Here is a 26,440-nt window from a genome sequence, read left to right as displayed (position 1 = left end):
CCGTTCGGTCTGAGCGGACCGGGCCGAACGTTCGGTCTGAGCGACCGGGGCCGGCCGTTCGGTCTGAGCGACCGGGGCCGGCCGTTCGGTCTGAGCGACCGGGGCCGGCCGTTCGGTCTGAGCGGGCCATCGGCCCCCGCAGGGTCTGAGAGGCCTGACGCGTCGAGGCTGAGAAAAGCTACGCCGGGACGACGTACGCGCCCGCTTCGACCCCCGCCAGAACCACGCGTGCCGTCTGGTCCGCGAGCGCGCCGTCGATCGGTTCGCGGGTGACGAAGAGCCGCAGGAACAGCGGTGCGGAGACCCCCTGGACGACCGCGTTCGCGTCGGTTCCCAGCGGTGCCTCGCCGCGGGCGACGGCCCGGGTGACGACGGCCTCGCAGCGCCGGAAGCGCTCGGTGTAGAAGGTGTGCAGGGCCTCCGCTGCCCGGGGGGACTGGAACGCCGCGCCGATGAACGCGGTGGGGGCCGCCCCTGCGGCCGGATCTCCGAAGGCGCCGACGACCTCGTGCGCGAGTGCGTGCAGATCTCCGGAGAGGCTCCCGGTGTCCGGTGGCGTCCAGGCGTCCTCGTTCGCCAGGTCGAGCGCGTCGGCGAGGAGGCCTTCGACGCTGCCCCAGCGGCGGTAGAGCGTCGTCTTGTGGACGCCCGAGTGCTCCGCCACGTATTCCACGGTCAGGGCGGGGTAGCCGTGCTCGGACAGACCGGTCAGGACGGCGTCGCGGACGGCCGCCCGGGTGCGGGCGGTGCGGCCGCCGGGGCGCGCGTTGCCGGGGGCCGGGGTCGGGCGCTCCTCGATCGAGTCATTCAATTGCTACTCCCGTTGCGTTAGTGGTTCGAGTCTGCCACACTCGGCTTAACGCAATCGAAGTTGCGTTTGACGGTCTACTTCTGGAGGCGCCCTTGCCCACTCAGATCTCACTGCACGACGTCGTGGTGTCCCGTGGTGAACGACTGCTCCTCGATCAGGTCTCGCTCTCCGTGCGCCCCGGGGAGCGGATCGGGATCGTGGGGGAGAACGGCGCGGGGAAGTCGACTCTGCTGCGCCTCCTGGCCGGGGTGGAGCAGCCCGACGAGGGCAGTGTCGTCACCGTCGCCGACGGCGGTCTGCGGATGCTCGCCCAGACACCCGACCTGCCTTCCGGCGCCACCGTCGGTGATGCGATCGACGCCGCGCTCGCCGAGCTCCGCGCCATGGAACGGCGGCTGCGCGCACTCGAAGCCGGGCTCGACACGGCGGACGGGGCGGACCTCGACGCCTACGGTGAACTCCTCACCGCCTACGAACTGCGGGGTGGGTACGAGGCGGACGCCCGGGTCGACAAGGCTCTGTACGGACTGGGCCTCGCGGGCACCGGTCGTGAGCGGAGACTCGGCAGCCTCTCCGGCGGTGAGCTCGCCCGGCTCGGCATCGCCTGCGCGGTCGCGGCGGGCCCCGAAGTGCTCCTGCTCGACGAACCCACCAACCACCTCGACGCGCAGGCGCTGGACTGGCTGGAGGGCGCCCTCCTCGCGCACCGCGGGACTGTCGTGGCCGTCTCCCACGACCGGACCTTCCTGGAGCGCGTCGCCACCGCGATCGTCGAGGTGGACGCCGACCGGCGGGCGCTCGTGCGGTACGGCGACGGATACGCCGGCTACCGCGCGGCACGAGCGGCCGCGCGGCGGCGCTGGGAGGAGGACTACGAGGAGTGGTGCGAGGAGACGGCACGGCTGGAGGCGTACGCCGCGACCACGGCGCACGGAGTCGCACTCGGGAGGGAGATGAAGGACAACAACAAGATGGCCTTCGACCGGGCGGCAGGCCGCGTCCAGGCCTCTGTCTCGGGGCGGGTCCGTAACGCCCGGGAGCGACTGAGGCGACTCCGCGACGAGCCCGTGCACCAGCCGCCTCCACCCCTCTCCTTCTCGGCCCGACCCCTGGCGGGCGGAGCCGAGGGAGCGCTCGTCACCCTGACCGGAGTGCGGGTCGCGGACCGTCTCTCCGTGGACACGCTCACCGTGCGGGCGGGGGAGCGGCTGCTCGTCCACGGCGGCAATGGCGCGGGGAAGTCCACGCTGCTGCGGGTCATGGCGGGGACGGTCGACCCCGACGCCGGGGACGTCCGGCGCGCCGGACGGATCGGGTACCTGGCCCAGGACGTCACCGTCCGGCGCCCGGAGGAGCGGCTGCTGGCCTGTTTCGGACGCGGGCTCGCCCTCGCCGAGGACGAGCGTGCCGAACTGCTCCTGTCGTACGGACTGTTCCGCCCGGCCGACCTGAGGGTGCCGGTCGGTGGTCTCTCCGCGGGCCAGCTCCGCCGACTGGCGCTCGCCCGGCTGCTGGCCCGGCCCGCCGACCTCCTCCTGCTCGACGAGCCGGGCAACCACCTGGCCCTGGGGCTCGTGGAGGAGCTGGAAGCCGCGCTGGAGCAGTGGACCGGAGCCCTTGTGGTGGTCTCGCACGACCGTGCGCTGCGCCACCGCTTCACCGGGCACATACGCCGGATGGACTCCGGACGCCTCCTCGGTTGAGCCCGCCCAGGACCGGCGATCTAGGGTCGGGGTATGGCACGACCGCGGCGCATCGTTCTCGTACGGCACGGAGAGTCCGAGGGCAATGTCGATGACACGGTGTACGAACGGGAGCCCGACCACGCCCTGCGGCTCACGGAGACCGGGTGGCGACAGGCGGAGGAGACGGGGGAGCGGCTGCGGGAACTCTTCGGCGACGAGGCGGTGAGCGTCTACGTCTCGCCGTACCGCCGCACCCACGAGACCCTTCGCGCCTTCCGGCTGCCTCCGGAGCAGGTCAGGGTGCGTGAGGAGCCCCGCCTGCGGGAGCAGGACTGGGGCAACTGGCAGGAGCGGGAGGACGTACGACTGCAGAAGGCCTACCGGGACGCGTACGGGCACTTCTTCTACCGCTTCGCCCAGGGCGAGTCGGGGGCGGACGTGTACGACAGGGTCGGGGCGTTCCTGGAGAGCCTCTACCGCAGCTTCGAGGCGCCCGACCATCCGCCCAACGTCCTGATCGTCACCCACGGGCTGACCATGCGGCTGTTCTGCATGCGCTGGTTCCACTGGACGGTCGCGGACTTCGAGTCGCTGTCGAACCCCGGCAACGCCGAGACCCGCATGCTCCTGCTCGACGCGGACGGGCGATACCGACTGGACAGGCCGTTCGAACGCTGGCGTACCCCGGAACCGTACGGCCCTACCGGATAGAGTGGCAGACCGATGACCGCTGACTCCTCATTCGACCGGCGCTTCGACCGCGCCCTGGCCAGCCTGCGCGGGCTGTCCGTGGGAGACGCCCTGGGCTCCCAGTTCTTCGTACCCGCCAACTATCCCCTGCTGAAGCGGCGCGAACTGCCCGACGGCCCCTGGCAGTGGACCGACGACACCGAGATGGCCTGCTCCGTCCTGGCTGTCCTCGCCCGCCACGAACGGATCGACCAGGACGCCCTGGCCATGTCCTTCGCTCAGCACCACGACTTCGACCGGGGCTACGGCCCCGCGGTCAACCGCATGCTCCGGCTCATCCGCGAGGGGGGCGACTGGCGGGAGCTGGCCGCCGCGCTCTTCCAGGGACAGGGCTCCTGGGGCAACGGCGCCGCGATGCGGATCGCGCCGCTCGGAGCCTGGTACGCGGACGACCCGGAGCAGGCGACGCACCAGGCCGAGATCTCCGCCTACACGACCCACCAGCACCGCGAGGCCGTGGTGGGTGCCATGGCCGTCGCCGCCGCTGCCGCCCTTGCCGCCGACCCGGCCGGGCCGCCCACTCCGGAGGCGCTGCTCGACGGAGTCGTCGCCCTGGTGCCGCGCAGTGCGGTCGGGGCGGGACTGCGCCGCGCGCGCGACATGCTCGACTACGGCGATGCGGGCACGGTCGCCGCGGTCCTCGGCAGCGGCCGGCGGACGAGCGCACACGACACGGTTCCGTTCGCGCTCTGGTCGGCGGCCCGCGGCCTCGGTGACTTCGAGCGGGTGTTCTGGACGACCGCCCAGGTCGGTGGCGACGTCGACACGACCTGTGCCATCGCCGGAGGCGTGGTGGCCGCGGCGGCGACCGGTGGGCCGCCGGCGGACTGGCTGCGGCAGACCGAGGACCTGCCGGAGTGGGTTCCGGTCGAGACGGCCTGAAACGGCACGATGGCCCCTGAACCCCTTCCGGGTTCAGGGGCCATCGGCGCGTTCTCAGGTCACCGGCCCGGCGGCCTCCGCCCGGCCGCTGAGGGCTTCCAGGTCGCTCTTGCGGACCCGGATCACCAGGACGGCCGTCACCAGCGCGATCAGCACCATCGCGACGGCGGCCGTGAAGGCCGAGGAGATGCCCGAGGTCAGCACCTCGTGGCCCCACGGCGGGGGCAGCTCCTGCGTCTTCATCGCCGCGGCCTGCTGCTCGGGCGTCGAGTTCGCGAGGAAGTCGGGCATCTGCTTCTCGCCCTCCTCGCGGCTCGCCGTGCCGAAGATCGTGACCAGGATGGACAGGCCCAGCGAACCGCCCACCTGCTGAGTGGCGTTGAGCAGGCCCGACGCGGCTCCCGCCTCGTGCTGGGCCACTCCGGAGACGGCCGTGAGCGTGAGCGTCACGAAGTTGAGGCCCATGCCGAAGCCGAACAGGATCATCGGGCCGAGCACACCGCTCGCGTAGCTGCTGTCCGAGCTGATGAACGTCAGCCAGAACAGGCCCGCGCCCGTGATCGCCGCACCGCTCACCATGAACGGCTTGGGGCCGAGCACCGGCAGCAGCCGCTGGGCGAGCCCCGCGCCGGCGCCGATCGCGAAGGTCACGGGAAGGAAGGCGAGTCCGGACTGGATCGGGGTGTAGCCCAGGACGTCCTGGACCCAGAGCACGATGAAGAAGAACATGCCGAACATGGCGGCCGCCAGGCTGAGCATGATGATGTACGTGCCTGAGCGGTTGCGGTCCGCGAACATCCGGAGCGGGGTGATCGGCTCCTTCGCGCGGGACTCCACGACCGCGAAGGCGATGAGCAGGATGACGGCGGAAACGAAGGAACCGATGGTCAGCGCGTCCTCCCAGCCCTTCTCGGACGCGCGGATGAAGCCGTACACCAGCGCCGCCATACCGAGTGTCGAGGTCGCGGCTCCCGCGATGTCGAACCGGCCGGGATGGCGCTCGGACTCCGCGATGTAGCGCGGGGTCAGGAAGGCGATCAGCAGACCGATCGGGACGTTGACGAAGAGGACCCAGCGCCAGTCCAGCCATTCGGTGAGGACGCCGCCGGCGAGCAGACCGATCGCGCCGCCACCGGCGGAGACGGCGGCGAACACGCCGAACGCCCGGTTCCGCTCCGGCCCTTCGGGGAACGTCGTGGTGATCAGCGCGAGCGAGGTGGGCGAGGCGATGGCGCCGCCGACACCCTGCAGGGCCCGCGCGGCGAGCAGGTGCCAGGGCTCCTGGGCGAAGCCGCCGAGCAGTGAGGCGAAGGTGAAGAGCAGGATGCCGACCATGAACACCCGGCGGCGCCCCAGGATGTCCCCGGCCCGTCCGCCGAGGAGCAGCAGACCACCGAAGGTCAGCGTGTAGGCGCTGAGCACCCACGACAGATCGGTGGTCGAGAAGGAGAGCGCGTCCTGGATGTGCGGCAGGGCGATGTTCACGATGGTGGCGTCGAGGACGACCATCAGCTGGCAGGCGGCGATGACCGTCAAGGCGATGCCCGGCCGTCCTCCGGCGCGAGCTGGTCCGTCCTTGGTCTGTGTGTCGACCGGAGAAGTTGTCACTATGGATCCCCCACGGAAGAATTAGTGAACGCACCCGTTCACTGTTCATCACGGTAGTGAGTCCCCCGCAGTGAACGCAACCGTTCACTGAGCACTGCCGAAGACATGACACTGCCTCAACGGAGAGATCCTGATGGTTACTTCGCGCTCCACGGCCGCCGCCCGGCCGGCAGGGGTGGCACTGCGACGCCGTGGCCCCGTACTCGAACGGGCCATCCTGGAGGCCACGCTCGAGCAGCTGGGCAGCGTCGGCTGGAACGGTCTGACGATGGAAGGTGTCGCGGTCGGCGCGCAGACGGGCAAAGCCGCGGTGTACCGGCGATGGCCTTCGAAGGAAGACCTCGTCGCTGACGCGCTCCAGGCCGGACTTCCGGCCCTCGACGAGGCCCCGGATCTGGGAAATGTGCGGGAGGAGCTGTACGAGCTGTGCCGCCGCGTCCGGGACGTCATGTACTCCAAGCCCGGCTTCGCTCTGCGCGCCGTCCTTCACGAATGCGATTCCGACGCCGCCGAGCGGTTCCACAGCCTGATCGTCACCGGGGTGGTCGAGCCTTCGGCCCGGCTCTTCCGGGATGTGCTGCGCCGCGGAATCGCAAGGGGTGAGGTGCGTGCGGACGCGAACAACGACCTGGTGGTCGACGTCGTACCCGCGATGATGATGTATCGCTCGAAGGTGTGCGCGAGCGAATGGCCGGACCGTGAGATCGCCGATCTGATCGACCGGATCATGGTGCCGCTGCTGCGCGCCTGACCTGGGGCGGGCAGCCCCCCGAGGGGTGATGCGCACGGGCCCGGGGGTGCGCCGCGCCGCCCCCTCGGGCTCCCGCCGGGAATCCGGGTATCGCACCCGGCACCTACCGGCGTAACCTGTCAGGCGCCATGCCGTACGAACCACCCACCCACACCGTCGAGCGATCGCTCCGAGCCACCACCGGCGCCAAGATCGTTGCCGGAGTCGACGAGGTCGGACGCGGGGCGTGGGCCGGCCCCGTCACCGTGTGCGCCGCCGTCACCGGACTGCGCCGGGCGCCCGAAGGACTCACCGACTCCAAACTGCTCACCCCCAAGCGCCGTACCGCGCTCGCCGCGGAACTGGAGCACTGGGTCACGGCGTACGCGCTGGGCGACGCCTCTCCGCAGGAGATAGACGAGCTCGGCATGACCGCAGCGCTGCGGCTCGCGGCCGTCCGGGCCCTGGAAGGCCTCCCCGTGCGGCCCGACGCGGTGATCCTCGACGGCAAGCACGACTACCTCGGCAGCCCCTGGGAGGTCCGTACGGTGATCAAGGGTGACCAGTCCTGCATCGCCGTGGCCGCCGCCTCCGTGATCGCCAAGGTCCGGCGCGATGCCGCCATGGCGGAGCTGGGCGTCGACGACGAGGGCTACGTGGCGTACGCCTTCGGTGCCAACGCGGGCTACCCTTCGCCGGTCCACAAAGCGGCGCTCGAAGAGCTGGGGCCCACCCCGCACCACCGTCTCTCCTGGTCGTACATGGACGCGATGCCCAGGTGGCGCCACCTCAAAAAGGTCCGCCTCTCCGCCGAGGCGGTCGCGCTGGAAAGCGGGGGCCAACTCGGCTTCGACTTCTGAACTTCCGGTCGCGGGACCCTGGCCCTGTCCAAGGATCGGGTCTTCCGCGCGACCGGGGTGCACATGTGTGCCCACCCGCCGGTGCCTCACGCAGCGGCGTTTGATAGACCATTACTCATGCCTCTCATCCCCGAGGAGCCTCAGATTCACGAGAGCGCCCAGGGTCCCCGCGCCACCGCGGCCGCCGGCCGCCCCGCGTCGACCCCCCGTCCCGTACCCGGCCCGCGTACCGCGGCCTCACCGCGTCCCGGACGCCCCGTTCCCGGCCCTGCCAGGCCCGCGGTGCCGCGCCCGCACCCCGGCCCCGGGCCGTCTCCGGCGAACGCCCCGGAGAATCGTTCCGATCAGCGCTCCGCGCCACAGCTCCAGCTGATCCCGGCCTCCGCGGACGGCGCACTCGACGCCGCCGAAGAGGCCCTGGACCTGCTCCTGGAGAGCGGCCGGGCGCCGGGCGAGGTCCTGGTGCTCACCACCGGCGACCCGCACCCTTGGGCCACGCACGAGCTGTCCTTCGGTGAGGCCGCCTACTGGGCTCAGCAGGACACCGGTGACGACGTGTTCTTCGCGCACGCCGCCGCCGTGGAGCGGGCGACCGCCCGCCCCGTGGTGATCGTCGCCGTCAACGGCGGAGACGACGAGACGGCCGCCAAGGCCCTGCCGTCGGCCATGGCCCGCGCCGGAGCCCTGCTCGTCGTCTGCGGTGACCCGCAGCGCGTCACGGCGCTCCTCGGATCGGGCGCCGGAGTCTGACGAACGCCCCTCCGCCGGACCGCACCGGGTCCGGCGGGGGCCGACGCCCCGCGCCGCGCGATCAGCGCGCGGCGGCCCGGCGCAGGGGCTCGGTCGCGCCACTCGCGGTTCTCGGCGTCAGCCGGCCGAGCTCGGCCTGCCCCTCGCCGAGCGGCAGGGGAAGTGAATCGGAGCTCGGACGGCGGCCGCCCCGGCCTTCACCGAGCACCTGCCAACCGGCTCGGGTCAGCGTGATGTACGCGCCGCAGCGGAGACCGTGCAGAGTGCAGGCGTCCCGGAGGCCCCACATCCAGGCCCCGTCCTCCTCGGTCCAGCGCTCGTCGCCCTCACGGCAGTACATCAGCACCGCGGTCCGTACCGGTGTGCGCCTGCGGAGGTCGTGCGGAATGACCCGCCGCAGATGTGCGAGCAGTGCGTTGCGGAACTCCCAGCCGTCCGCCGGGGTGGGGCGACGGACGAACGAGGCGCTGGCGGCGATCCGTTCCTCGTGGTCCAGGATCGCCAGGACCGCCATCGAGGGCGTGGGCGTGTGGCGTGAGTGCAGTCCGCCGACGACCTCACGCGGATTGCTCAACAGGGGGATCCCCGCCGCGGCCCACTCGGCCGGTTCGAGTATCCGAGCGAGGCGGTTGGTGGACTCGGACGGCGATCTGAGCGAGGCGGCTGTGGGCGGAGCGAATCCGAGGGTCACGGTCCTCCCTTCGGATACGCGCCCGCGAGGCGGGCAAGGTCGGGTGAGGGCGCACCACAGCACAGCCCGTCCGGACCGCTGGCGGGGCGTGCGAGGCGGTTTCCCAATTCTTGCGGGCCCGTGGGCGAGCGGCAACGAGCAATTGAGGCCGCTGACGGGATTGCGGCGGTATGCCTTTCATATCCCTGCCCAGTTGCCCATTGTTCACTCCCCGTTTCCCCTCCCGTTTCACCCCTGGACGGCAAGTACCAGCGGATACACCCCTTCCGCTCCAGCCCGTCGCAGCAGCCGGGTCGCCACCGCCAAGGTCCAACCGCTGTCGGACAGATCGTCGACGAGGAGTACCGGCCCACCCGCCGCGGCCAGCCGCTCACCCAGTTCGGCGGAGACCGTCAGGGTGCGCTGCAGTCCGACCACCCGCTGGGCGCTGTTGGTCCGGGACAGTCGTACGTCCTCCGCCTCGGGCGCGTACTCCACCGCTCCGAGCAGGGGCATTCTGCCGATCTCGGCGATCCGCTGTCCGAGCGAACCCACCAGACGAGGCCTCCGGTGGGAGGCGACCGTGACCACACCGGCCGGCCGGGCAGGTGCGTCGGGCGCCCCGGAGGCCCAACCGCCGGGCCCCTTCGCCCAGTCGGCGAGCACATGCACCACCGCCTGCACGACATCGTCCGGAACCGGACCATCGGCGGCGGTGTCGGCCAGTAGCGGACGCAGCCGGTTGCCCCAGCCGATGTCCGAGAGCCGCCCCAGAGCGCGGCCGCCGAAGGCCTGCTCGCCCGCCGGGATCCGACCCTTCAGATCGACCCCGACCGCTGCGAGTCCGGTCGGCCACATCTTCCGGGGCTCGACCTCCACACCCGGCCGGCCCAGCTCGCCCTTGGCCGCGTCCAGCGCCGCGTCGGAGACCTTCGGATCGAAGCGGCTCCCCGCACAGTTGTCGCAACGACCGCACGGCGCGGCCTCCTCGTCGTCCAACTGACGGCGCAGGAACTCCATCCGGCAGCCCGACGACGCCGCGTAGTCGCGCATCGCCTGCTGTTCGGACGCCCGCTGCCGTGCCACCCAGGCGTACCGCTCGGTGTCGTACACCCAGGGACGGCCCGTGCTCTCCCAGCCGCCCTTCACACGTCGCACCGCGCCGTCCACGTCGAGGACCTTGAGCATCGTCTCCAGCCGGGTCCTGCGCAGCTCCACCAGGGGCTCCAGCGCGGGCAGGGACAAGGGCCTGCCCGCCTGCGCGAGCACGTCGATCGTGCGGCGCACCTGCTCCTCCGGCGGGAAGGCGACCGAGGCGAAGTAGCGCCAGATCGCCTCGTCCTCCTGCCCGGGCAGCAGCAGCACCTCGGCGTGCTCCACACCTCGCCCGGCACGGCCGACCTGCTGGTAGTACGCGATCGGGGAGGACGGCGACCCGAGGTGCACCACGAACCCCAGGTCGGGCTTGTCGAAGCCCATGCCGAGGGCGGAGGTCGCCACCAGGGCCTTGACCCGGTTGGCCTGGAGATCGTCCTCCGCCTGCTGCCGGTCGGCGTTCTCCGTGCGGCCCGTGTACGAGGAGACCGTGTGCCCGCACTGGCGCAGATAGGCCGTGACCTCGTCCGCCGCGGCGACCGTCAGCGTGTAGATGATGCCGGAACCGGGCAGCTCGCCGAGGTGGTCGGCCAGCCAGGCCAGCCGGTGGGCCGCGTCCGGCAGCCGGACCACACCCAGGCTCAGGCTCTCCCGGTCCAGCGCGCCGCGCAGAACCAGGGCGTCCGTGCCGGCGCCCGTACCGAGCTGCTCGGCCACGTCCGCCGTCACCCGGGCGTTCGCCGTGGCCGTGGTGGCGAGTACCGGAACCCCGGACGGCAGGTCCGCCAGCATCGTGCGCAGTCGTCGGTAGTCGGGCCGGAAGTCGTGCCCCCAGTCGGAGATGCAGTGCGCCTCGTCGACCACGAGCAGCCCGGTGGCGGCAGCGAGCCGGGGAAGCACCTGGTCACGAAAGTCCGGATTGTTGAGCCGCTCGGGGCTCACCAGGAGCACATCCACCTCACCGGCGGCCACCTCCTCCTGGACGGTGTCCCACTCCTCCGTGTTCGACGAGTTGATCGTCCGGGCGCGGATGCCCGCCCGAGCGGCCGCCTCCACCTGGTTGCGCATCAGCGCGAGCAGCGGGGAGACGATCACGGTCGGGCCGCTGCCGCGCTCACGCAGCAGCGAGGTCGCCACGAAGTACACGGCCGACTTGCCCCAGCCCGTCCGCTGCACGACCAGGGCCCGGCGCCGGTCCGCGACCAGGGCCTCGATGGCCCGCCACTGGTCCTCGCGCAGTCTCGCCGTGCCTGTCGGGTCCGAGACGAGACGGGCGAGCACGGCATCGGCGGCGGTCCGGAGTGCGGCGCGGTCTTCCAGGGGGTCTGCGTGGGTCATGACTCCATGCAACCCGATGCATCGGACATCGCGCGAATGAGCGCCGGACCTGTGGACAACTCGACAGATCGACGGAAGCCCCGTTCCGGGAGTTATCCACAGGGGTTTCGGATTTCGGTAGATCACGAGACCGTCCTGACCATGAACGCGAATCACCACGAATCCAGTGACCTCACCCGTACCCGGATCACCCTGCGCGGCCCGGCGGAACTGGCCGACGCCCTGCCGTTCGTGCTGGGCTTCCACCCCACCGACTCCGTCGTCCTGGTCGCCCTCCACGGCGAGCACGGCCGCTTCGGAGGCCGGGTCAGGCTGGGCATTCCCAGCTCCCCCCGCGAATGGGCGTCCACCGCCGATCACCTCGCCGAATGTCTCGTCGAGGGAGGCAAAAGGAGCGGCACCCGGCCCGACGGCATCGTCGTCTTCCTCTGCCAGGACCCCGCGGCGGGTGAGACGGGCCGCAGGGTCATGGAGCGACTGCGCCCGTTCGCCCAGCGGCTGCGCACGGCGTGCGGCGCTCTCGACATCCCCGTCTACGAGGCCCTCTGCATCTCCGACGGTCTCTACTTCTCCTACTGCTGCCCCGACGCCCGCTGTTGCCCGCCCGACGGCACCCCGCTCGCCCTCAGCGGTACGTCGGTGATGGCGGCGACCGCGGCATACGCCGGAGTTCAGGTGCGGGGGTCCCTGCGGGACATGGAGAGGCGGTTCCAGCCTTCCGGCGGCCCCCGGGAGGAGGAACAACGAGCGGCACTCGACGCGAGCGCCGCCGTGATCGTCCCCCGGATCCTCGAGGACGCCGAGGGCAGGGGGCGCACGGAGGTGCGCGAGACGACTCTGCGCCTGGCACGGGCCGTCCTCCGCCGGTTCGTCAATCCGACGGGGGAGGCCGGGCCGACCGGCCAGACCGGCAGCCCGAGCGCCCCGAGGACCGTGCGGGCGGGCGTCGCGGGCACCGCCGAGAGCGACGCGGCCGACGACGCCCTGGTCGAGACCGGCGAAGCGGCCGCGCTGATCCTCGGTCTCCAGGACCGGGTCACCCGGGACCGCGCCGCCGAATGGATGGAGGGCTGGGAGGGCACCGCCGCCCTGCGCCTCTGGCGCGTGCTTGCCCGGCGCTGCGTCGCCCCCTACCAGGAGCACGCCGCCGCACCGCTCACCCTCGCGGGCTGGACGGCCTGGTCCACCGGCGACGAGCCGACCGCCCGGGTCGCCCTGGGGCTCGCACTCGACATCGACCCCGAGTACGTGTTCGCCCGGCTGCTGCACCAGGCGTGCAACGAAGGGCTCGACCCCGAGTCGCTCCGCTCCTGTCTGCGGACCGAGCGGGACAGCCGGATCGCCTCGAACGAGGCCGCTCCGGGCGCGTCACCGCAGGTCCGGACGCACGTCGCCCGCCCGCGGAGCAGTCGGCAGACCCTGAGGAAGCCCGGTCGCCAGACCGGTGGAGCGGAGCGCCGTTCCGCGGCCGGCGTCCGGCCCGGCGGGCCTGCCGCGGGCAAGCCGGGGAGCGGAAGTCCGAGGCGCGGCGGGCAGCGTGGCACCAGGAGCGGGCGATGACGACCGTGACCCGGCCGCCCGTCGGCGCGTTCAGCTCTCTGGCGGAGTCGTCCGAACCGACCCGCCGACACTTCGCCGGCCGCCCGGTCCGCACAGAGAGCACCCCGTACCCGCCATGGCCCTCAGCCCTGTCCCGGCCCCAGGCCGCCCCACCGGCCCCCCGATCGGTCACGTGCAGGGACGCCCTACCGGGCGCCACCCCGGGACCGGCGCCGGGCCGCCGCGCGCGGCCCGGCCCGCGGAGCTCCCCTCGGTGCACGACGCGCTTCTCTGCGTGGCCCTGCCCGCCCTCGCCGTCTGCGCCGGGCACGGCCAGCTCACCGGCGAGGGACCCGAGGGCGTGTACACGGCGGGGCGACGGCTCCTCTCCCGCTGCGTCCTGCGCGTGGCGGGGCGTGAGCCGGTCGCCCTCCAGGGCCGTATGGCGGCCGCGGATCGGGCGGTGTTCCTCGGGGTCCTCCGTGTCCCCGGGGACCCGGGCCCCGATCCCGGGCTCACCGTCGAACGCACACGGAGCGCCGACGGCACCGAACGGATCACCCTGCGCAGCGCCGTCCCCCGCCCCCTCCGGCTCCCCGTGGAAATCGCTCTGGGGTCGGATCTCGCGGACCTGGGCGCGGTGGCGTCCGGCCGGCCCGGACCCGAGCTCACCGCGAGCGTTCACGGCACAGGCCTGCGCTGGACCGGCGACGGCGGACGATCCGTCACCGTCACGGCGGACCCGCCTCCCATGGACGCCCTGGCGGCGGCGGGCGTCCTCCGCTGGGAGGCCGAGCTGGCGGCCGGGGGCACGTTCACGGTCCGGTTGCGGGTACGCGACGGCTCGTCCGGTCGTCCCACCGGCTCCCCGGGCGGTGCCGGGCGGCCCGGAGGCCACGTCCTCTCCGAAGCCCGCGCCGAGGGCGACGACACCCGTCCCGGGGAGCTGCTGCACGCCTCCGTCGAGGACCTGCGGGCCCTGCTCCAGCGCGACCCGGCGCACCCGGCGGACGTCCACCTCGCCGCAGGCGTCCCATGGCGCTGCGGACCCGTCACCGCCGAGGCGCTCTGGGCGGCCCGGATGGCCCTGCCCCTCGGCACCCGGCTCGCCGTCACCACCCTGCGTGCTCTCGGGCGCACCCAACTCTCGGACGCCGGAGCCGAGTCCGGCCGCATCCAGGGGCCACTCAGGGACGCCGGCCCGCACCTGCCACCCCGCTGCACCGGCATCGAGGCCACCCTCGCCTGTCCGGTCGTGCTCGCCGAGGCCCGCCGCTGGGGGCTCCCGGCGGCGGACCTGGAAGAGCTGCTGCCCGTGGCGGAGCGCTGCCTCGACTGGCTGCGCCGGACGGCCGGCGCGAGCGGGCTCGTGCCGGACCCGGGGCCCGCCGGGCCCTGGCGCGCCGAGACGCAGGCACACGCGCATCGCGCGGCGCTGCTCGGAGCGGATCTGCTCGACGCCTGCGGCAGGCCCGGGGGAGACGCCCTGCGCGATGCGGCGGAGACGCTGCGCGAGCGCTTCCGGCGGGAGTTCTGGCTCGACGACCGGGCCGGCGGTCGGCCTGCCGTCGCCCGTGGACCGGACGGCCGGACCTGGCCCCATCTCGGTGGCTGGGCCGCGCATCTTCTCGACACCGGGCTGCTGGGCGGCGGCCGACTCGCCCACGGGCTGCTGGACAGGACGGAGACCGAACAGGTGGCCAGACTGCTCGGCACCCCTGCCCTGGACTCCGGCTGGGGGCTGCGCGGTCTGGGCGCCAAGGAGCCGGGACACAACCCCTTCGGCCACCGTGCGGGTGCGGTGCGGGTGCACGAGACGGCGGTCGCCGTGGCAGGACTCGCCGCCCTCGGCCACGAGAAGGAGGCCGCCTCACTGCTCCGTGGGCTGCTCGACGCGGCGGAGGCCTTCACGTACCGGCTGCCCGAGATGTACGCGGGGGAGCAGCGCACGGCGGGCGGGCGGCCGGTGCCGCACCCCGCAGCGTGCCGGCCGGCGGCCGTCTCGGCCGCCGGAGCCGTCCACGCGCTGCTCGCCCTCGCCGGAATCCGGCCGGACGCGCCGGGTCGGTCCGTGTCGACGCATCCTCTGCGGTCGGCGCCGCTCGGAGCGATCCGGTTCTCGGGTCTCGTGGTCGCGGGTGAGCCCTTCGCCGTGCGGGTCGGCAGGCTCGGTCTCGGTATGGTCGAGGAGGCCGCAGAGGGCCTTCAACTGGGGGTGTGACGGGATGCCGGGCACAGACACGACGGAAGCCTCGCGGCGGGGCGTGGAAGTCGGCGCGGATGCTTCCGAGGGGCGTGCTTATCGTCAGGAAGACGACTATGATCGCGGCATGCCTCCCTACGACCCGTCGGCCTTTCCGCCCTTCGCCGTGACCGTCGATCTGGTCGTGCTCACCGTGCGCCGCCATGCGCTCTGCACCTTGGTCGTGCGACGGGGAGAGGCGCCGTACCAGGGGCGTTGGGCGCTCCCCGGTGGCTTCGTGCGGGAGGACGAGGACCTCAGCGGTGCCGCCGCGCGTGAGTTGGTCGAGGAGACGGGCCTCTGTGCCCACGATCCGGCCGCCCCGCCGCCGGTACCGAGCAACGGCGCGCACCTGGAGCAGCTGGCGACGTACGGGGCGCCCGACCGTGACCCCCGCATGAGGGTGGTCAGCGTCGCGCATCTGGCGCTCGCCCCGGACCTTCCCGCGCCTCGGGCAGGTGGCGACGCGAACAGCGCCCGGTGGGCACCTGTCGAGGAGCTGCTCGGCGAGGACGTGCTCGCCGGGACCGCGGAGGCCGGAGCGGCCCATGGCGCCGGCGCCGGGGGCTCCGGTGAGGCGGCAGGTGACGAGAAGGAAGGCGGCCCGGTGGCGCTCGCCTTCGACCATGCCCGGATCCTCGCCGACGGGGTGGAGCGGGCCCGCTCCAAGATCGAGTACTCCTCCCTGGCCACGGCCTTCTGCCCGCCGGAGTTCACGGTCGGAGAGCTGCGGCGCGTCTACGAGGCCGTCTGGGGTGTGGCCCTGGATCCGCGCAACTTCCATCGGAAGGTGACCGGCACGCCCGGCTTCCTCGTGCCGGCCGGTGGCACCACGACTCGTCAGGGCGGGCGCCCGGCCCAGCTCTTCAGAGCAGGTGGGGCCACTCTCCTCAACCCGCCGATGTTGCGCCCCGAGGTCTGACAGACCGGTGTTTCCGGCGCTCCTGGGCGCCAACCCTGCACCGAAAGTCCGAAATGTAGCGTTATCTTGCTGCGATAGCACCGCCCTGCCGCGGAGCGGTGTCATCTACCGCGAGAGAAGCGATGCTCCAGGCAATCGGACTGACCAGCACTCCCCGCCGCGATCGCCCGCCCGCCGTGGACGACCTGACCTTCGAGGCCCGGCCGGGTGCCGTGACGGCTCTCCTCGGTGCCGCGGGCTCCGGCAAGACCACCGCGCTCCGGCTCATGCTCGAACTCGAGCCGGGCCGCGGGATCACCTACTTCCGGGGCCGGCCGCTGCACCGCATCGCCCACCCTCCGCGCGAGGTCGGCGTCCTCCTCGGCGACATCCCCGGGCACCCCTCCCGCACACTCCGGGGCCAGCTGCGGATGCTCTGCGCCGCCACGGGGGTTCCCGCATCGCGGGCCGGGGAACTCTCGCGGGCCGTCGGTCTCGACGGCCTGGAGCGCCGGCGGATCGGGACCCTGCCGATCGGGGCCGATCGCCGACTCGGGCTCGCCTCCGCCTTGTTGGGTGACCCTCACACGCTGCTGCTCGACGAGCCGGGTGCCGGCCTCTCCGTACCCGAGAGCGCCTGGCTGTACGAGCTGCTGCGGGCGCACGCGGACGAAGGGGGAACCGTGCTGTACACCACGGCGGACCCCAAGGACGCCGTCCGCAACGCCGACCGGGTCGTCACGCTCGACGGCGGGCGACTCGTCGCCGACCAGGACGTCGCCGAGTTCGCCCGTACCCGGCTGCGCCCCCGCGTCGCCGTCCGCACCCCGCAGGCCGCACGGCTCGCCGCGGTCGTGACCCAGGAGGCCAGGGCGGCCCGTCGGCCGGTGGAGGTCGTCGCCGAGGACGGCAACCGACTGTCCGTCTACGGGAGCGACTGCGCGGCCGTCGGCGACACGGCGTTCCGGCATGGCGTACCGATCCACCTGCTCGCCGCCGAGACCGGCGACACCGCCGGCGCCTTGCCTGTTCCGCGTACCACGACGGGAGAGGGCGGCCCGGAGTCCGGCTCGGGTCGTGAGGTCGAAGCCGGCGGTCCCGTACCCGCTGACCCCGTAGCCACTGATCCCGTGACCGGTGCCCCCGCCGCCGGGGAGAGGGGTGGGGCCCGGCGGCCCGCCCGCTCGCCCCTGCGGCCGTTGCGGTACGAGATCCATCGCCTCCTGGGCGTGCCGTCCACACCGCTGGTCGCCGCGGCCGTCCTGCTCGGCTCCGTGACCATCGCCCTGCTCCTCGGACGGGGCGGGAGCGCCGCCCTGCCCGCGGTCGTGGCCGGCTGGCCCGCGCTCTCCCCGCTGCCGCCCGCGGCGCTCGGGGCCGGACTGCTCGGCGCCTTCTCCTTCGGCGAGGAGTACCGCTATCCCGCGCTCACCACGGGCCGGGGAGCCGTGCCGCGCAGGCCCGGCCTGCTACTGGCGAAACTGGCCGTGGCGGCGGGAGTCGCCCTGGTGCTCGGTGCGGCCGTCGTCGTGGTGGATCTTGAGGTTCTGCGGTTCGTCTACGGCGGAGAGTTGATCTCCGTACCGAAGAACTGGCCGGCTCTCTGTGCGAGTTGGCTGGGGCTGATCGTCGGCTGCGCCTGGGCCGGAGTCCTCGGCGCCGGGGTCTTCCGGGCTGCCGCGGCCGGTGTGGCGGCGGTCCTCGCGGTACCGGTCGCCTTCGTCCCGCTGCTCCAGAAGGTGCTGACCGGACCGTCGGTGCGGTCGGCCGCCGGACTGCCCTCGCGACTCCGGGAACTCGCCGGTCCGCAGTGGTCCCCGGCGGTGGATCGCTGGCTGGCGGGCGGGCTGCGGGTGCTCGGGCAGCCCGCGGGAGTGGCTCTCTCGCTGACGTTGACCGGATTGCTCTGTGCGTATGTGTTCACCGGCCTTCGTCGCAAGGCGCGTTGGTGATCACTTTCGGACCTAAAGGTTCCGGTTCGCGGTCAACTCCCTTGAAAGCTGCCTGCTATGTCCGATTAATCGTCAATTGTGTAGGGGGTGCCGATCACCCTTTCGTGTGCTTTTCACCAAAGACCTCAAGGGTCACGGAAGCAGCGCCGACAAAGGATGCGTGAGTACCCTTGCGCACACCATGATGACCGCCGCCCGCTCCGTCGACTCCGGCGTCGGCGCCCCGGGCGATCTCGACCGCTACCCCTACGCGGAGGCGCCCGCCGCCGGCCGCGTGGGCCCGCCCTCCTGGGAGGGGGTGGACACCGACCTGGGCCGCGTCGGCCGCCGCAGCGCCGGCAACCGGGGGCGCGGGCTGCACGGCCAGCTCGTCCAGCAGCTCGGCCAGATGATCGTCTCCGGCGATCTCGGCGCCGACCGTCCGCTCGTCCCCGAGGAGATCGGTCAGCGGTTCGAGGTCTCGCGCACCGTCGTCCGCGAATCGCTGCGCGTGCTCGAGGCCAAGGGGCTCGTCAGCGCCCGCCCGAACGTCGGCACCCGCGTCAGGCCCGTCAGTGACTGGAACCTCCTCGACCCCGACATCATCGAGTGGCGCGCCTTCGGCCCGCAGCGCGACAACCAGCGCCGTGAGCTGAACGAGCTCCGCTGGACGATCGAGCCCCTGGCCGCCCGCCTGGCCGCCGGGCACGGTCGCGAGGACGTGCAGCAGCGTCTCGCCGACATGGTCGAGATCATGGGCCACGCGTTCGCCCAGGGGGACGGCATCACGTTCTCCCGCGCCGACACCGAGTTCCACTCGCTCCTCATCCAGCTCGCCGGGAACCGCATGCTGGAGCACCTCTCCGGCATCGTCGGCGCGGCGCTCCAGGTGTCCGGCGGTCCCGTCACGGGCTGCGACCGCCCGAGCGAGGCCTGTCTCGCGCACCACGCACGGATCGTGGACGCGCTCGCCGCGGGCGACGCCCTCGGGGCCGAGGCGGCCATGCGCGCCCTGCTCACGGTCCACCCCGAGGTGGAGCGCGTCGTTCCCGCCCCCCGCGAACACTGACCCGCGGGCCGTGGCCGGGAGCGCGGAGGTGTGGACGTCGCGCGCCGCCGGATCCGAGCACCGCCCGGGGAGCCCGGAAGGGTTTCCCCGGCCGGTGCCAGGATTCCGGCGGCGTGAATGTACGCTGATATATCCCTCTGCGGTGGTTTGTCGCACATGAGGTGTGACTCGGGCCACGAAGATTGGGCGTAACACTCCTCCGAGCCGTGCGATGACCTAAGAGGTGACAGCCGAGGAAGGAATACAGCAGCCGATGGAGGCGCTGTGCAGTTCCCCGGTCCAGCCCGCGCCGTCGGCACATTCCCCGTCGACGGTCGTCGGCTCCAGCCCTCCAGGGCGGGGCCGGAAGCCGTTTCCATCGTTCCGAGAGGTTGTTCGTGTCGGCCAGCACATCCCGTACGCTCCCGCCGGAGATCGCCGAGTCCGAGTCTGTGATGGCGCTCATCGAGCGGGGAAAGGCTGATGGGCAGATCGCCGGCGATGACGTGCGTCGGGCCTTCGAGGCTGACCAGATTCCGCCAACCCAGTGGAAGAATGTTCTGCGCAGCCTCAATCAGATCCTCGAGGAAGAGGGTGTGACGCTGATGGTCAGTGCAGCGGAGTCGCCGAAGCGCGCCCGCAAGAGCGTCGCCGCGAAGAGCCCGGCCAAGCGCACCGCCACCAAGACCGTCACCGCCAGGACGACCGTGACGAAGACGACCGTCACGGCCGCCACGGCCTCCGCGGCAGAGGGCGACGACCCGGCCGACGAGGCCGGATCCGTCGCCAAGAAGGCGGCCGCGAAGAAGACCGTCGCCAAGAAGGCGGTGGCCAAGAAGACCGTCGCCAAGAAGACGGCGGCCAAGAAGACCACGTCCAAGAAGGACGCCGACGAAGCCGTCGAGGGCGAAGAGCTGCTCGAGGACGTCGCGCCCGGGAAGGGCGAGGAAGAGGAGACCGAGGGCGAGAGCAAGGGCTTCGTCCTGTCCGACGAGGACGAGGACGACGCTCCGGCGCAGCAGGTCGCCGTCGCCGGTGCCACCGCCGACCCGGTCAAGGACTACCTGAAGCAGATCGGCAAGGTCCCGCTCCTCAACGCCGAGCAGGAGGTCGAGCTCGCCAAGCGCATCGAGGCCGGCCTGTTCGCCGAGGACAAGCTCGCGAACTCGGACAAGCTCGCGCCGAAGCTCAAGCGCGAGCTGGAGATCATCGCCGAGGACGGCCGCCGGGCCAAGAACCACCTCCTGGAGGCCAACCTCCGTCTGGTGGTCTCGCTGGCCAAGCGCTACACCGGCCGCGGCATGCTCTTCCTGGACCTGATCCAGGAGGGCAACCTGGGTCTGATCCGCGCGGTCGAGAAGTTCGACTACACCAAGGGCTACAAGTTCTCCACGTACGCCACCTGGTGGATTCGTCAGGCGATCACCCGCGCCATGGCCGACCAGGCCCGCACCATCCGTATCCCGGTGCACATGGTCGAGGTCATCAACAAGCTCGCGCGTGTGCAGCGTCAGATGCTCCAGGACCTGGGCCGTGAGCCCACCCCGGAGGAGCTGGCGAAGGAGCTCGACATGACCCCTGAGAAGGTCATCGAGGTCCAGAAGTACGGTCGTGAGCCGATCTCCCTCCACACCCCGCTGGGTGAGGACGGCGACAGCGAGTTCGGCGACCTGATCGAGGACTCCGAGGCGGTCGTTCCGGCCGACGCGGTGAGCTTCACGCTCCTCCAGGAGCAGCTGCACTCCGTGCTGGACACGCTCTCCGAGCGTGAGGCCGGCGTCGTCTCGATGCGCTTCGGTCTCACCGACGGTCAGCCGAAGACGCTGGACGAGATCGGCAAGGTCTACGGCGTGACCCGCGAGCGGATCCGCCAGATCGAGTCGAAGACCATGTCGAAGCTGCGCCACCCGTCGCGCTCGCAGGTGCTGCGCGACTACCTCGACTGATCCGTACCTCGGCAGTCCGCGAGAGTGGCGGACGCGAGTCAGGAGCGGTACGCGGAAGGGCCCGGTTCCCCGAGGGGGAGCCGGGCCCTCCGGCTGCGCGCGGGATGCACCGCGCGGCCGTGTGCTGGACTCTGGGTGAAGCGACATCACCGGAGAGTCAGGAGGCTCCATGCGTGGTTCCCTCACCCGAGCATTGACGGGTGCTCTGGGCCTGATCGCGGCGGCGGCGGGGCAGCTGGCCACGGCCGCACCCGTGGCCGCCGACAGCGTCGTGGTGGGCGGCCGGCAGGCCCAGATCACTGAAGCGCCCTGGGTCGTGGCGCTGTCCAGCCGTGACCGGTTCGGGGGTACGCGCGCGGGGCAGTTCTGCGGCGGCGTGCTCGTGGCGCCGACCAAGGTGCTCACGGCGGCCCACTGCCTGGGACGTGAGGTCCTCGGCGGCGAGCCGTGGGAGGTGCGCGACTTCGTGGTCATCGCGGGCCGCGCCGCGCTGCGCGGGCAGGGCGGGCAGGAGGTGCGGATCTCGGACACCTGGGTCAATCCCGACTACGACCCGACGACGAACTCGGGCGACCTCGCGGTACTGACGCTGGTGAGCGCGCTGCCGCAGTCGTACGTCATCGGCGTCGCCCGCACGGGAGACGCGGCGTACACGCCCGGCGCGGAGGCGGACGTCTACGGCTGGGGCGACACGACCGGCAACGGGACCTACGCCTCCACGCTGCGGACGGCGCGGGTCCAGGTGCTGCCGGACAGCGCGTGCGAGCGCGCGTACCCGGGAGGGTTCGGCGTCCCCTATCGGGGCGACACGATGCTGTGCGCGGGCGACCCGCGCGGCGGCAGGGACGCCTGCCAGGGCGACAGCGGAGGCCCGCTCGTGGCGAAGGGGCTCCTTGTCGGCCTGGTGTCCTGGGGCAGCGGCTGTGGGCAGGCGGAGAACCCGGGGGTCTACACCCGCGTCTCGGCGGTGCTGCCGGAGAGCTTCTGATCCACGGCGGACAGTGGCGGTACGCGAACGGGCGGCCACCCCCTCGGAATGCGGGTGGTGGCCGCCCGTTGTCCGGTCATTGGCCGGATCTGGGCTCGTCGTGGATGCGAGACGTCAGTGGTCGTCGCCCTGCGTGCGGGCCGGCACGTCCGTCAGGCGGTCCGTCTCATCCTGTATCTCAACGGCGATCTTCTTGAGTTCCGGCTCGAACTTACGTCCGTGGTGGGCGCAGAAGAGCAAGTCACCTCCGCTGGTCAGGACGACACGCAGGTAAGCCTGGGCGCCGCAGCGGTCGCAACGGTCAGCGGCCGTCAGGGGGCTCGCGGGGGTCAGAACAGTAGTCACGTCGCCTCTTCTCTAGCTCGACGAGCTGTCGTACCAGGGTCAACATCCAACCAGGCCGAAAACGTTCCCGCTCGCGGCTTTTCCTTCAAACTTCTTCGCAGGTGGCTGTCTGCTGCCGGTTGGCGGCGAATGAGCCGTATTGCGTCGCTCTACGGATTTCGCGTTGCTTGTGGTGGTCGGTCCCCCCGGCGTGGTTGCCGGTTGTTCATGAGGACGTGCCCGGAGCCTAAATGGTTCATGCGCGGAAGGGAACGTGATGTTCACGTCACCCCATCGAGGGATCGAACACCCATGCGACGCTGGTCTAGCATGAAGAATCGGGGAGGGTGGCGTAACAACGGCTCTACCAGGCATCGGTACCCTCTGACGGGTGACCGACGCCGGGCCTTACCCCCACTGGGCCAGATTTCAAATTCAGCGAGGAGCGAACCGCGTGACCGCCGAAACGTCCGTGCCGTCCAGTGCGCTGCTGACCGCAGACCGTGACGCTTCCAACTACACCGCGCGGCACCTGCTCGTACTCGAAGGGCTCGAAGCGGTCCGCAAGCGCCCCGGTATGTACATCGGGTCCACCGACAGCCGCGGCCTGATGCACTGCATCTGGGAGATCATCGACAACTCCGTCGACGAGGCCCTCGGGGGCTATTGCGACCACATCGAGGTCGTCCTCCACGACGACGGCTCCGTCGAGGTCCAGGACAACGGCCGGGGCATCCCGGTCGACGTGGAGCCGAAGACCGGACTCTCCGGAGTCGAGGTCGTCATGACCAAGCTGCACGCCGGCGGAAAGTTCGGCGGCGGATCGTACGCCGCGTCCGGCGGTCTGCACGGCGTCGGCGCCTCCGTGGTCAACGCGCTGTCGGCCCGCCTCGACGTCGAGGTCGACCGGAACAGTGCCACGCACTCGATCAGCTTCCGCCGGGGTGTGCCGGGCATCTTCACGGAGCAGGGCCCCGACAGCCCCTTCGATCCGGGCAACGGCCTGCGCAAGGGCAAGCGCGTCCCCAAGACCCGCACCGGCACGCGCGTGCGCTACTGGGCGGACCGGCAGATCTTCCTCAAGGACGCCAAGCTCTCCCTGGAGACGCTGCACCAGCGCGCCCGGCAGACCGCCTTCCTCGTGCCCGGCCTCACCATCGTCGTCCGCGACGAGCGGGACCTCGCGGGGATCGGCAAGAGCGAGGAGACCTTCCGCTTCGACGGCGGCATCAGCGAGTTCTGCGAGTACCTCGCGCAGGACAAGGCCGTCTGCGACATCCAGCGCCTGACCGGCCAGGGCACCTTCAAGGAGACCGTCCCGGTCCTCGACGAGCGTGGCCACATGACGCCGACCGAGGTCACCCGTGAGCTCGCCGTCGACGTCGCCCTTCGCTGGGGCACCGGCTACGACAGCACGGTCAAGTCCTTCGTCAACATCATCGCCACGCCCAAGGGCGGCACCCACGTCTCGGGCTTCGAGCAGGCCGTCACCAAGACCGTGAACGAGGTGCTGCGCTCCTCGAAGATGCTGCGCGTCGCCGAGGACGACATCGTCAAGGACGACGCCCTGGAGGGCCTCACGGCGGTCGTGACGGTCCGCCTCGCCGAGCCGCAGTTCGAGGGGCAGACCAAGGAGGTCCTCGGTACGTCCGCGGCCCGCCGGATCGTGGCGAACGTGGTCGCGAAGGAGCTCAAGGCCTTCCTCACCTCGACCAAGCGGGACGCCAAGGCGCAGGCCCGTGCCGTCCTGGACAAGGCCGTCGCCGCCGCCCGGACGCGCATCGCCGCCCGCCAGCACAAGGAGGCGCAGCGCAGGAAGACCGCGCTGGAGTCCTCCTCGTTGCCGGCGAAGCTGGCCGACTGCCGCAGCGACGACGTGGAGCGCAGCGAGCTCTTCATCGTCGAGGGGGACTCGGCCCTCGGTACGGCCAAGCTCGCCCGCAACAGCGAGTTCCAGGCCCTGCTGCCGATCCGCGGCAAGATTCTCAACGTCCAGAAGTCGTCCGTCTCGGACATGCTGAAGAACGCCGAGTGCGGGGCGATCATCCAGGTCATAGGAGCGGGATCGGGTCGCACCTTCGACATCGACGCGGCCCGTTACGGGAAGATCGTCCTCCTGGTCGACGCCGACGTCGACGGCGCCCACATCCGCTGTCTGCTGCTGACGCTCTTCCAGCGCTACATGCGGCCGATGGTCGAGGCCGGGCGGGTCTTCGCCGCCGTGCCCCCGCTGCACCGGATCGAGCTCGTCCAGCCCAAGAAGGGCCAGGACAAGTACGTCTACACGTACTCGGACAACGAGCTGCGCCAGACCCTGCTGGAGTACCAGCGCAAGGGAGTGCGCTACAAGGACTCCATCCAGCGCTACAAGGGTCTGGGCGAGATGGACGCCGACCAGCTCGCGGAGACCACGATGGACCCGCGTCACCGCACCCTGCGCCGGATCAACATCGGCGACCTGGACGCGGCGGAGCAGGTCTTCGACCTCCTCATGGGCAACGACGTGGCGCCCCGCAAGGAGTTCATCACCGGCTCCGCGGCGACCCTCGACCGCTCGCGCATCGACGCCTGAGGCGCTCCACCCGTGGGTGGAGCCACACGCTCCACCCACGGGCCGATCACACCCCCTTCGACTCTCCGTAGCATTGAGGTGACGGAGGGGGACAGGCGTGAACGAGAAGCGCGAGCGGGCGGACGCGAGGACCGGTACGGCCCAGGAAGGCTCCTGGAGCTCCTGGCCCTCGCGGGAGGCGCTCACCCGGCTGGGAGTACCCCGGGGCCGGATCATCCTGGACTACAGCATGATCACGGCCCTGAGCGTCTGGGTGCTCGCCGGCTGCTACACCTCGGGAGGGTTCGACGGCTGGTACGCGCCGCTGCCTCCCCTCGGCTTCGGGCTCTGTGTGGCGGCGGCGCTCGGCTACCACCACACGACCCTCGACCACCGGCCCGCGGCCTCGCTGGGGCTGCTCGGGGTGATAGCCCTGTGCGGCCTCGGGGCCTACGCGGCCGGGGCGCCCACGCCCGCGACCGTGATGTGGATAGTCGTCTCGATCATGGCGATGGAACGGCTGCCGCTGCCCTTCGCCCTGGCCACCGTGGCCGTGCTCGTCCCCGGCTTCGTGGAGGCGGACGAGACCGGGATCCTGGGAGCCGGCCTCACGACCGGGGCCGTGCTGCTCGCGGGCTACTCGCTCCGGCTCGACGCCCACGCCCGCGGGGCCGGTTTCCAGCTGCTCGCCCAGGAGCGGCTCGCCCGGGAGGCCGAGGCCGCGTCGGCCGCGCTGGCGGAGAGAGCCAGGATCGCCCGCGAGATACACGACGTGCTCGCCCACAGCCTCTCCGCCCAGATGGTGCACCTGGAGGTCGCACGGCTCCAGATCGAGGCGGGTGCGGGCCGGAGCGAGGTCCTCAAGCTCGTCACCTCGGCCCGCTCCATGGCCAGAGAGGGGCTCGCGGAGACCCGGCACGCGCTGTCGGCACTGCGCGGTGACATGGTGCCAGTCGAGGAGTACCTGCGGGAGCTGGCCCGGCAGGACCGTGCCGAGGTCGATGTCAGCGGAGAGCGCCGGAGCCTGCCGGCCGAGGCCTCCCAGGCGGTGCGGCGGGTCGCGCAGGAGGCCCTGACGAACGTGCGCAAGCACGCCCCCGGCGCACGGACCCGGATTCGGTTCGCCTACGAGACCGACGAGATCTCCTTGGAGATATGTGACTCCGGGCCACCCTCCACGGCCGAGGGCGGGGGAGAGGGGTACGGGCTCGGCTCGTCCGGCTCCGGGTACGGACTGGTCGGGATGAGGGAGCGAGCCGAACTGCTCGGCGGCAGTCTGGACGCGGGGCCGGACGGGCCGGGATTCGCCGTGCGGCTGCGAGTGCCGGCATGAGCGCCGACGAGAGGGCCGTGGGTCTGTCCCGGCCGGAGGACGTCGATTCCCGGGAGGGGGCTCGGGCGGTGCGGGTGGTGGTCGCCGACGATCAGGCCGTGGTGCGTGAGGGGATCGTGATGCTGCTCGGGCTGCTCGCCGGGGTCGAGGTCGTCGGGTCCGCCCGGGACGGGGAGGAGGCGGTCGCGCTGACCGCCGAACTCGCGCCCGACGTGGTCCTGATGGACCTGCGCATGCCGCGTTGCGACGGTGTCGAGGCCACCCGCCGGATCCGTGAGCGGCACCCCGGTACGGAGATCGTGGTGCTCACCACTTACGCCGACGACGACTCGCTGTTCCCCGCGCTGCGGGCCGGGGCGCGCGGGTACCTGACCAAGGACGCGGACGGGGACGAGATCGTACGGGCCCTGCGGGACGTGACCGACGGGCGGGCGGGACTTTCCCCCACGGTGCAGCGG

General features: G+C 71.8%; 21 protein-coding genes. 16 read left to right on the top strand and 5 right to left on the bottom strand.

Features of this window, described 5'->3' with window-relative positions; genetic code table 11:
* Nucleotides 1-178: 178 nt before the first annotated feature.
* On the bottom strand, nt 179-811 hold the full coding sequence (locus tag AOK00_RS20090; RefSeq protein ID WP_055601685.1) for a TetR/AcrR family transcriptional regulator: 633 nt from the start codon (nt 809-811) through the stop codon (nt 179-181).
* A gap of 92 nt (nt 812-903) precedes the next feature.
* Here AOK00_RS20090 and AOK00_RS20085 point away from each other — a divergent pair, with 92 nt between their 5' ends.
* From AOK00_RS20085 to AOK00_RS20075, 3 genes are read left to right on the top strand one after another with little or no spacing between them, the layout of a single operon-like run.
* Nucleotides 904-2,514: an ABC-F family ATP-binding cassette domain-containing protein gene (locus tag AOK00_RS20085; RefSeq protein ID WP_055601684.1), complete on the top strand. Its 1,611-nt coding sequence runs from the start codon at nt 904-906 to the stop codon at nt 2,512-2,514.
* A 33-nt stretch (nt 2,515-2,547) separates the two neighbouring features.
* A complete protein-coding gene (locus tag AOK00_RS20080) occupies nt 2,548-3,207 on the top strand; it encodes a histidine phosphatase family protein (protein ID WP_055601683.1) in 660 nt (219 codons plus the stop codon).
* 12 nt (nt 3,208-3,219) lie between these two features.
* Nucleotides 3,220-4,128, top strand: coding sequence for an ADP-ribosylglycohydrolase family protein (locus AOK00_RS20075; protein WP_055601682.1), 909 nt, complete (start codon nt 3,220-3,222; stop codon nt 4,126-4,128).
* A gap of 54 nt (nt 4,129-4,182) precedes the next feature.
* Here the strand turns inward: AOK00_RS20075 and AOK00_RS20070 are convergent, their stop codons facing one another.
* A complete protein-coding gene (locus tag AOK00_RS20070; protein WP_055601681.1) occupies nt 4,183-5,736 on the bottom strand; it encodes an MFS transporter in 1,554 nt (517 codons plus the stop codon).
* Between the two features lie 133 nt (nt 5,737-5,869).
* On the opposite strand from AOK00_RS20070, the gene AOK00_RS20065 reads away from it, so the two are divergent.
* From AOK00_RS20065 to AOK00_RS20055, 3 genes are all read left to right on the top strand, one after another.
* Complete coding sequence (locus AOK00_RS20065) at nt 5,870-6,487, top strand: TetR/AcrR family transcriptional regulator (protein WP_055601680.1); 618 nt, start codon at nt 5,870-5,872, stop codon at nt 6,485-6,487.
* A gap of 128 nt (nt 6,488-6,615) precedes the next feature.
* Nucleotides 6,616-7,326, top strand: coding sequence for a ribonuclease HII (locus tag AOK00_RS20060; RefSeq protein WP_055601679.1), 711 nt, complete (start codon nt 6,616-6,618; stop codon nt 7,324-7,326).
* A 117-nt stretch (nt 7,327-7,443) separates the two neighbouring features.
* On the top strand, nt 7,444-8,076 hold the full coding sequence (locus AOK00_RS20055) for a hypothetical protein (RefSeq protein ID WP_079042090.1): 633 nt from the start codon (nt 7,444-7,446) through the stop codon (nt 8,074-8,076).
* Between the two features lie 61 nt (nt 8,077-8,137).
* Here the strand turns inward: AOK00_RS20055 and AOK00_RS20050 are convergent, their stop codons facing one another.
* Both AOK00_RS20050 and AOK00_RS20045 read right to left on the bottom strand, forming a co-directional pair.
* Nucleotides 8,138-8,767, bottom strand: a complete 630-nt coding sequence (locus tag AOK00_RS20050; protein ID WP_055601677.1) for a hypothetical protein — start codon at nt 8,765-8,767, stop codon at nt 8,138-8,140.
* Nucleotides 8,768-8,995: 228 nt separating this feature from the next.
* Complete coding sequence (locus AOK00_RS20045) at nt 8,996-11,179, bottom strand: RecQ family ATP-dependent DNA helicase (RefSeq protein ID WP_055601676.1); 2,184 nt, start codon at nt 11,177-11,179, stop codon at nt 8,996-8,998.
* Between the two features lie 141 nt (nt 11,180-11,320).
* Here AOK00_RS20045 and AOK00_RS20040 point away from each other — a divergent pair, with 141 nt between their 5' ends.
* From AOK00_RS20040 to AOK00_RS20010, 7 genes are all read left to right on the top strand, one after another.
* Nucleotides 11,321-12,739, top strand: a complete 1,419-nt coding sequence (locus tag AOK00_RS20040) for a DUF4192 domain-containing protein (RefSeq protein WP_055601675.1) — start codon at nt 11,321-11,323, stop codon at nt 12,737-12,739.
* A gap of 115 nt (nt 12,740-12,854) precedes the next feature.
* Nucleotides 12,855-14,939, top strand: a complete 2,085-nt coding sequence (locus tag AOK00_RS20035; RefSeq protein ID WP_055601674.1) for a glycogen debranching N-terminal domain-containing protein — start codon at nt 12,855-12,857, stop codon at nt 14,937-14,939.
* 109 nt (nt 14,940-15,048) lie between these two features.
* Nucleotides 15,049-15,882: an NUDIX hydrolase gene (locus AOK00_RS20030; protein ID WP_055601673.1), complete on the top strand. Its 834-nt coding sequence runs from the start codon at nt 15,049-15,051 to the stop codon at nt 15,880-15,882.
* A 122-nt stretch (nt 15,883-16,004) separates the two neighbouring features.
* Nucleotides 16,005-17,813 carry an ABC transporter ATP-binding protein gene (locus AOK00_RS20025; RefSeq protein ID WP_055601672.1) on the top strand — a complete coding sequence of 603 codons (1,809 nt, stop codon included), beginning with the start codon at nt 16,005-16,007 and terminating at the stop codon, nt 17,811-17,813.
* Between the two features lie 160 nt (nt 17,814-17,973).
* Nucleotides 17,974-18,861, top strand: coding sequence for a FadR/GntR family transcriptional regulator (locus AOK00_RS20020; protein ID WP_079042089.1), 888 nt, complete (start codon nt 17,974-17,976; stop codon nt 18,859-18,861).
* 377 nt (nt 18,862-19,238) lie between these two features.
* Nucleotides 19,239-20,786, top strand: a complete 1,548-nt coding sequence (locus AOK00_RS20015; protein ID WP_055601692.1) for an RNA polymerase sigma factor — start codon at nt 19,239-19,241, stop codon at nt 20,784-20,786.
* 169 nt (nt 20,787-20,955) lie between these two features.
* Complete coding sequence (locus AOK00_RS20010) at nt 20,956-21,774, top strand: serine protease (RefSeq protein ID WP_055601670.1); 819 nt, start codon at nt 20,956-20,958, stop codon at nt 21,772-21,774.
* Nucleotides 21,775-21,888: 114 nt separating this feature from the next.
* Here the strand turns inward: AOK00_RS20010 and AOK00_RS20005 are convergent, their stop codons facing one another.
* Complete coding sequence (locus AOK00_RS20005; protein WP_015036683.1) at nt 21,889-22,119, bottom strand: DUF7455 domain-containing protein; 231 nt, start codon at nt 22,117-22,119, stop codon at nt 21,889-21,891.
* Between the two features lie 433 nt (nt 22,120-22,552).
* On the opposite strand from AOK00_RS20005, the gene AOK00_RS20000 reads away from it, so the two are divergent.
* The 3 genes from AOK00_RS20000 to AOK00_RS19990 form a co-directional block, all read left to right on the top strand.
* The gene (locus AOK00_RS20000; RefSeq protein ID WP_055601669.1) at nt 22,553-24,670 is read left to right on the top strand and encodes a DNA gyrase/topoisomerase IV subunit B; all 2,118 of its coding nucleotides are present in this window, start codon (nt 22,553-22,555) and stop codon (nt 24,668-24,670) included.
* 97 nt (nt 24,671-24,767) lie between these two features.
* Nucleotides 24,768-25,982, top strand: a complete 1,215-nt coding sequence (locus AOK00_RS19995; RefSeq protein ID WP_055601668.1) for a sensor histidine kinase — start codon at nt 24,768-24,770, stop codon at nt 25,980-25,982.
* A partial coding sequence (locus tag AOK00_RS19990) for a response regulator (protein WP_301554217.1) occupies nt 25,979-26,440 on the top strand: 462 nt, incomplete at its 3' end. The genes AOK00_RS19995 and AOK00_RS19990, both read left to right, overlap by 4 nt.

Origin of the sequence: Streptomyces aureus, from assembly GCF_001418135.1 — a bacterium.
Classification (GTDB): Bacteria; Actinomycetota; Actinomycetes; order Streptomycetales; family Streptomycetaceae; genus Streptomyces; species Streptomyces aureus_A.
Note: the sequence above shows the minus strand (reverse complement) of the source record. Positions and strands in the feature narration are given on the sequence as shown.

Excerpts from the sequence above, each read along its gene's own strand:
- AOK00_RS20080 (WP_055601683.1), top strand. The coding sequence starts at position 2,548 with ATGGCACGACCGCGGCGCATCGTTCTCGTACGGCACGGAGAGTCCGAG.
- AOK00_RS20075 (WP_055601682.1), top strand. The coding sequence starts at position 3,220 with ATGACCGCTGACTCCTCATTCGACCGGCGCTTCGACCGCGCCCTGGCC.
- AOK00_RS20065 (WP_055601680.1), top strand. The coding sequence starts at position 5,870 with ATGGTTACTTCGCGCTCCACGGCCGCCGCCCGGCCGGCAGGGGTGGCA.
- AOK00_RS20060 (WP_055601679.1), top strand. The coding sequence starts at position 6,616 with ATGCCGTACGAACCACCCACCCACACCGTCGAGCGATCGCTCCGAGCC.
- AOK00_RS20055 (WP_079042090.1), top strand. The coding sequence starts at position 7,444 with ATGCCTCTCATCCCCGAGGAGCCTCAGATTCACGAGAGCGCCCAGGGT.
- AOK00_RS20045 (WP_055601676.1), bottom strand. The coding sequence starts at position 11,179 with ATGACCCACGCAGACCCCCTGGAAGACCGCGCCGCACTCCGGACCGCC.
- AOK00_RS20040 (WP_055601675.1), top strand. The coding sequence starts at position 11,321 with ATGAACGCGAATCACCACGAATCCAGTGACCTCACCCGTACCCGGATC.
- AOK00_RS20035 (WP_055601674.1), top strand. The coding sequence starts at position 12,855 with ATGGCCCTCAGCCCTGTCCCGGCCCCAGGCCGCCCCACCGGCCCCCCG.
- AOK00_RS20030 (WP_055601673.1), top strand. The coding sequence starts at position 15,049 with ATGCCTCCCTACGACCCGTCGGCCTTTCCGCCCTTCGCCGTGACCGTC.
- AOK00_RS20025 (WP_055601672.1), top strand. The coding sequence starts at position 16,005 with ATGCTCCAGGCAATCGGACTGACCAGCACTCCCCGCCGCGATCGCCCG.
- AOK00_RS20010 (WP_055601670.1), top strand. The coding sequence starts at position 20,956 with ATGCGTGGTTCCCTCACCCGAGCATTGACGGGTGCTCTGGGCCTGATC.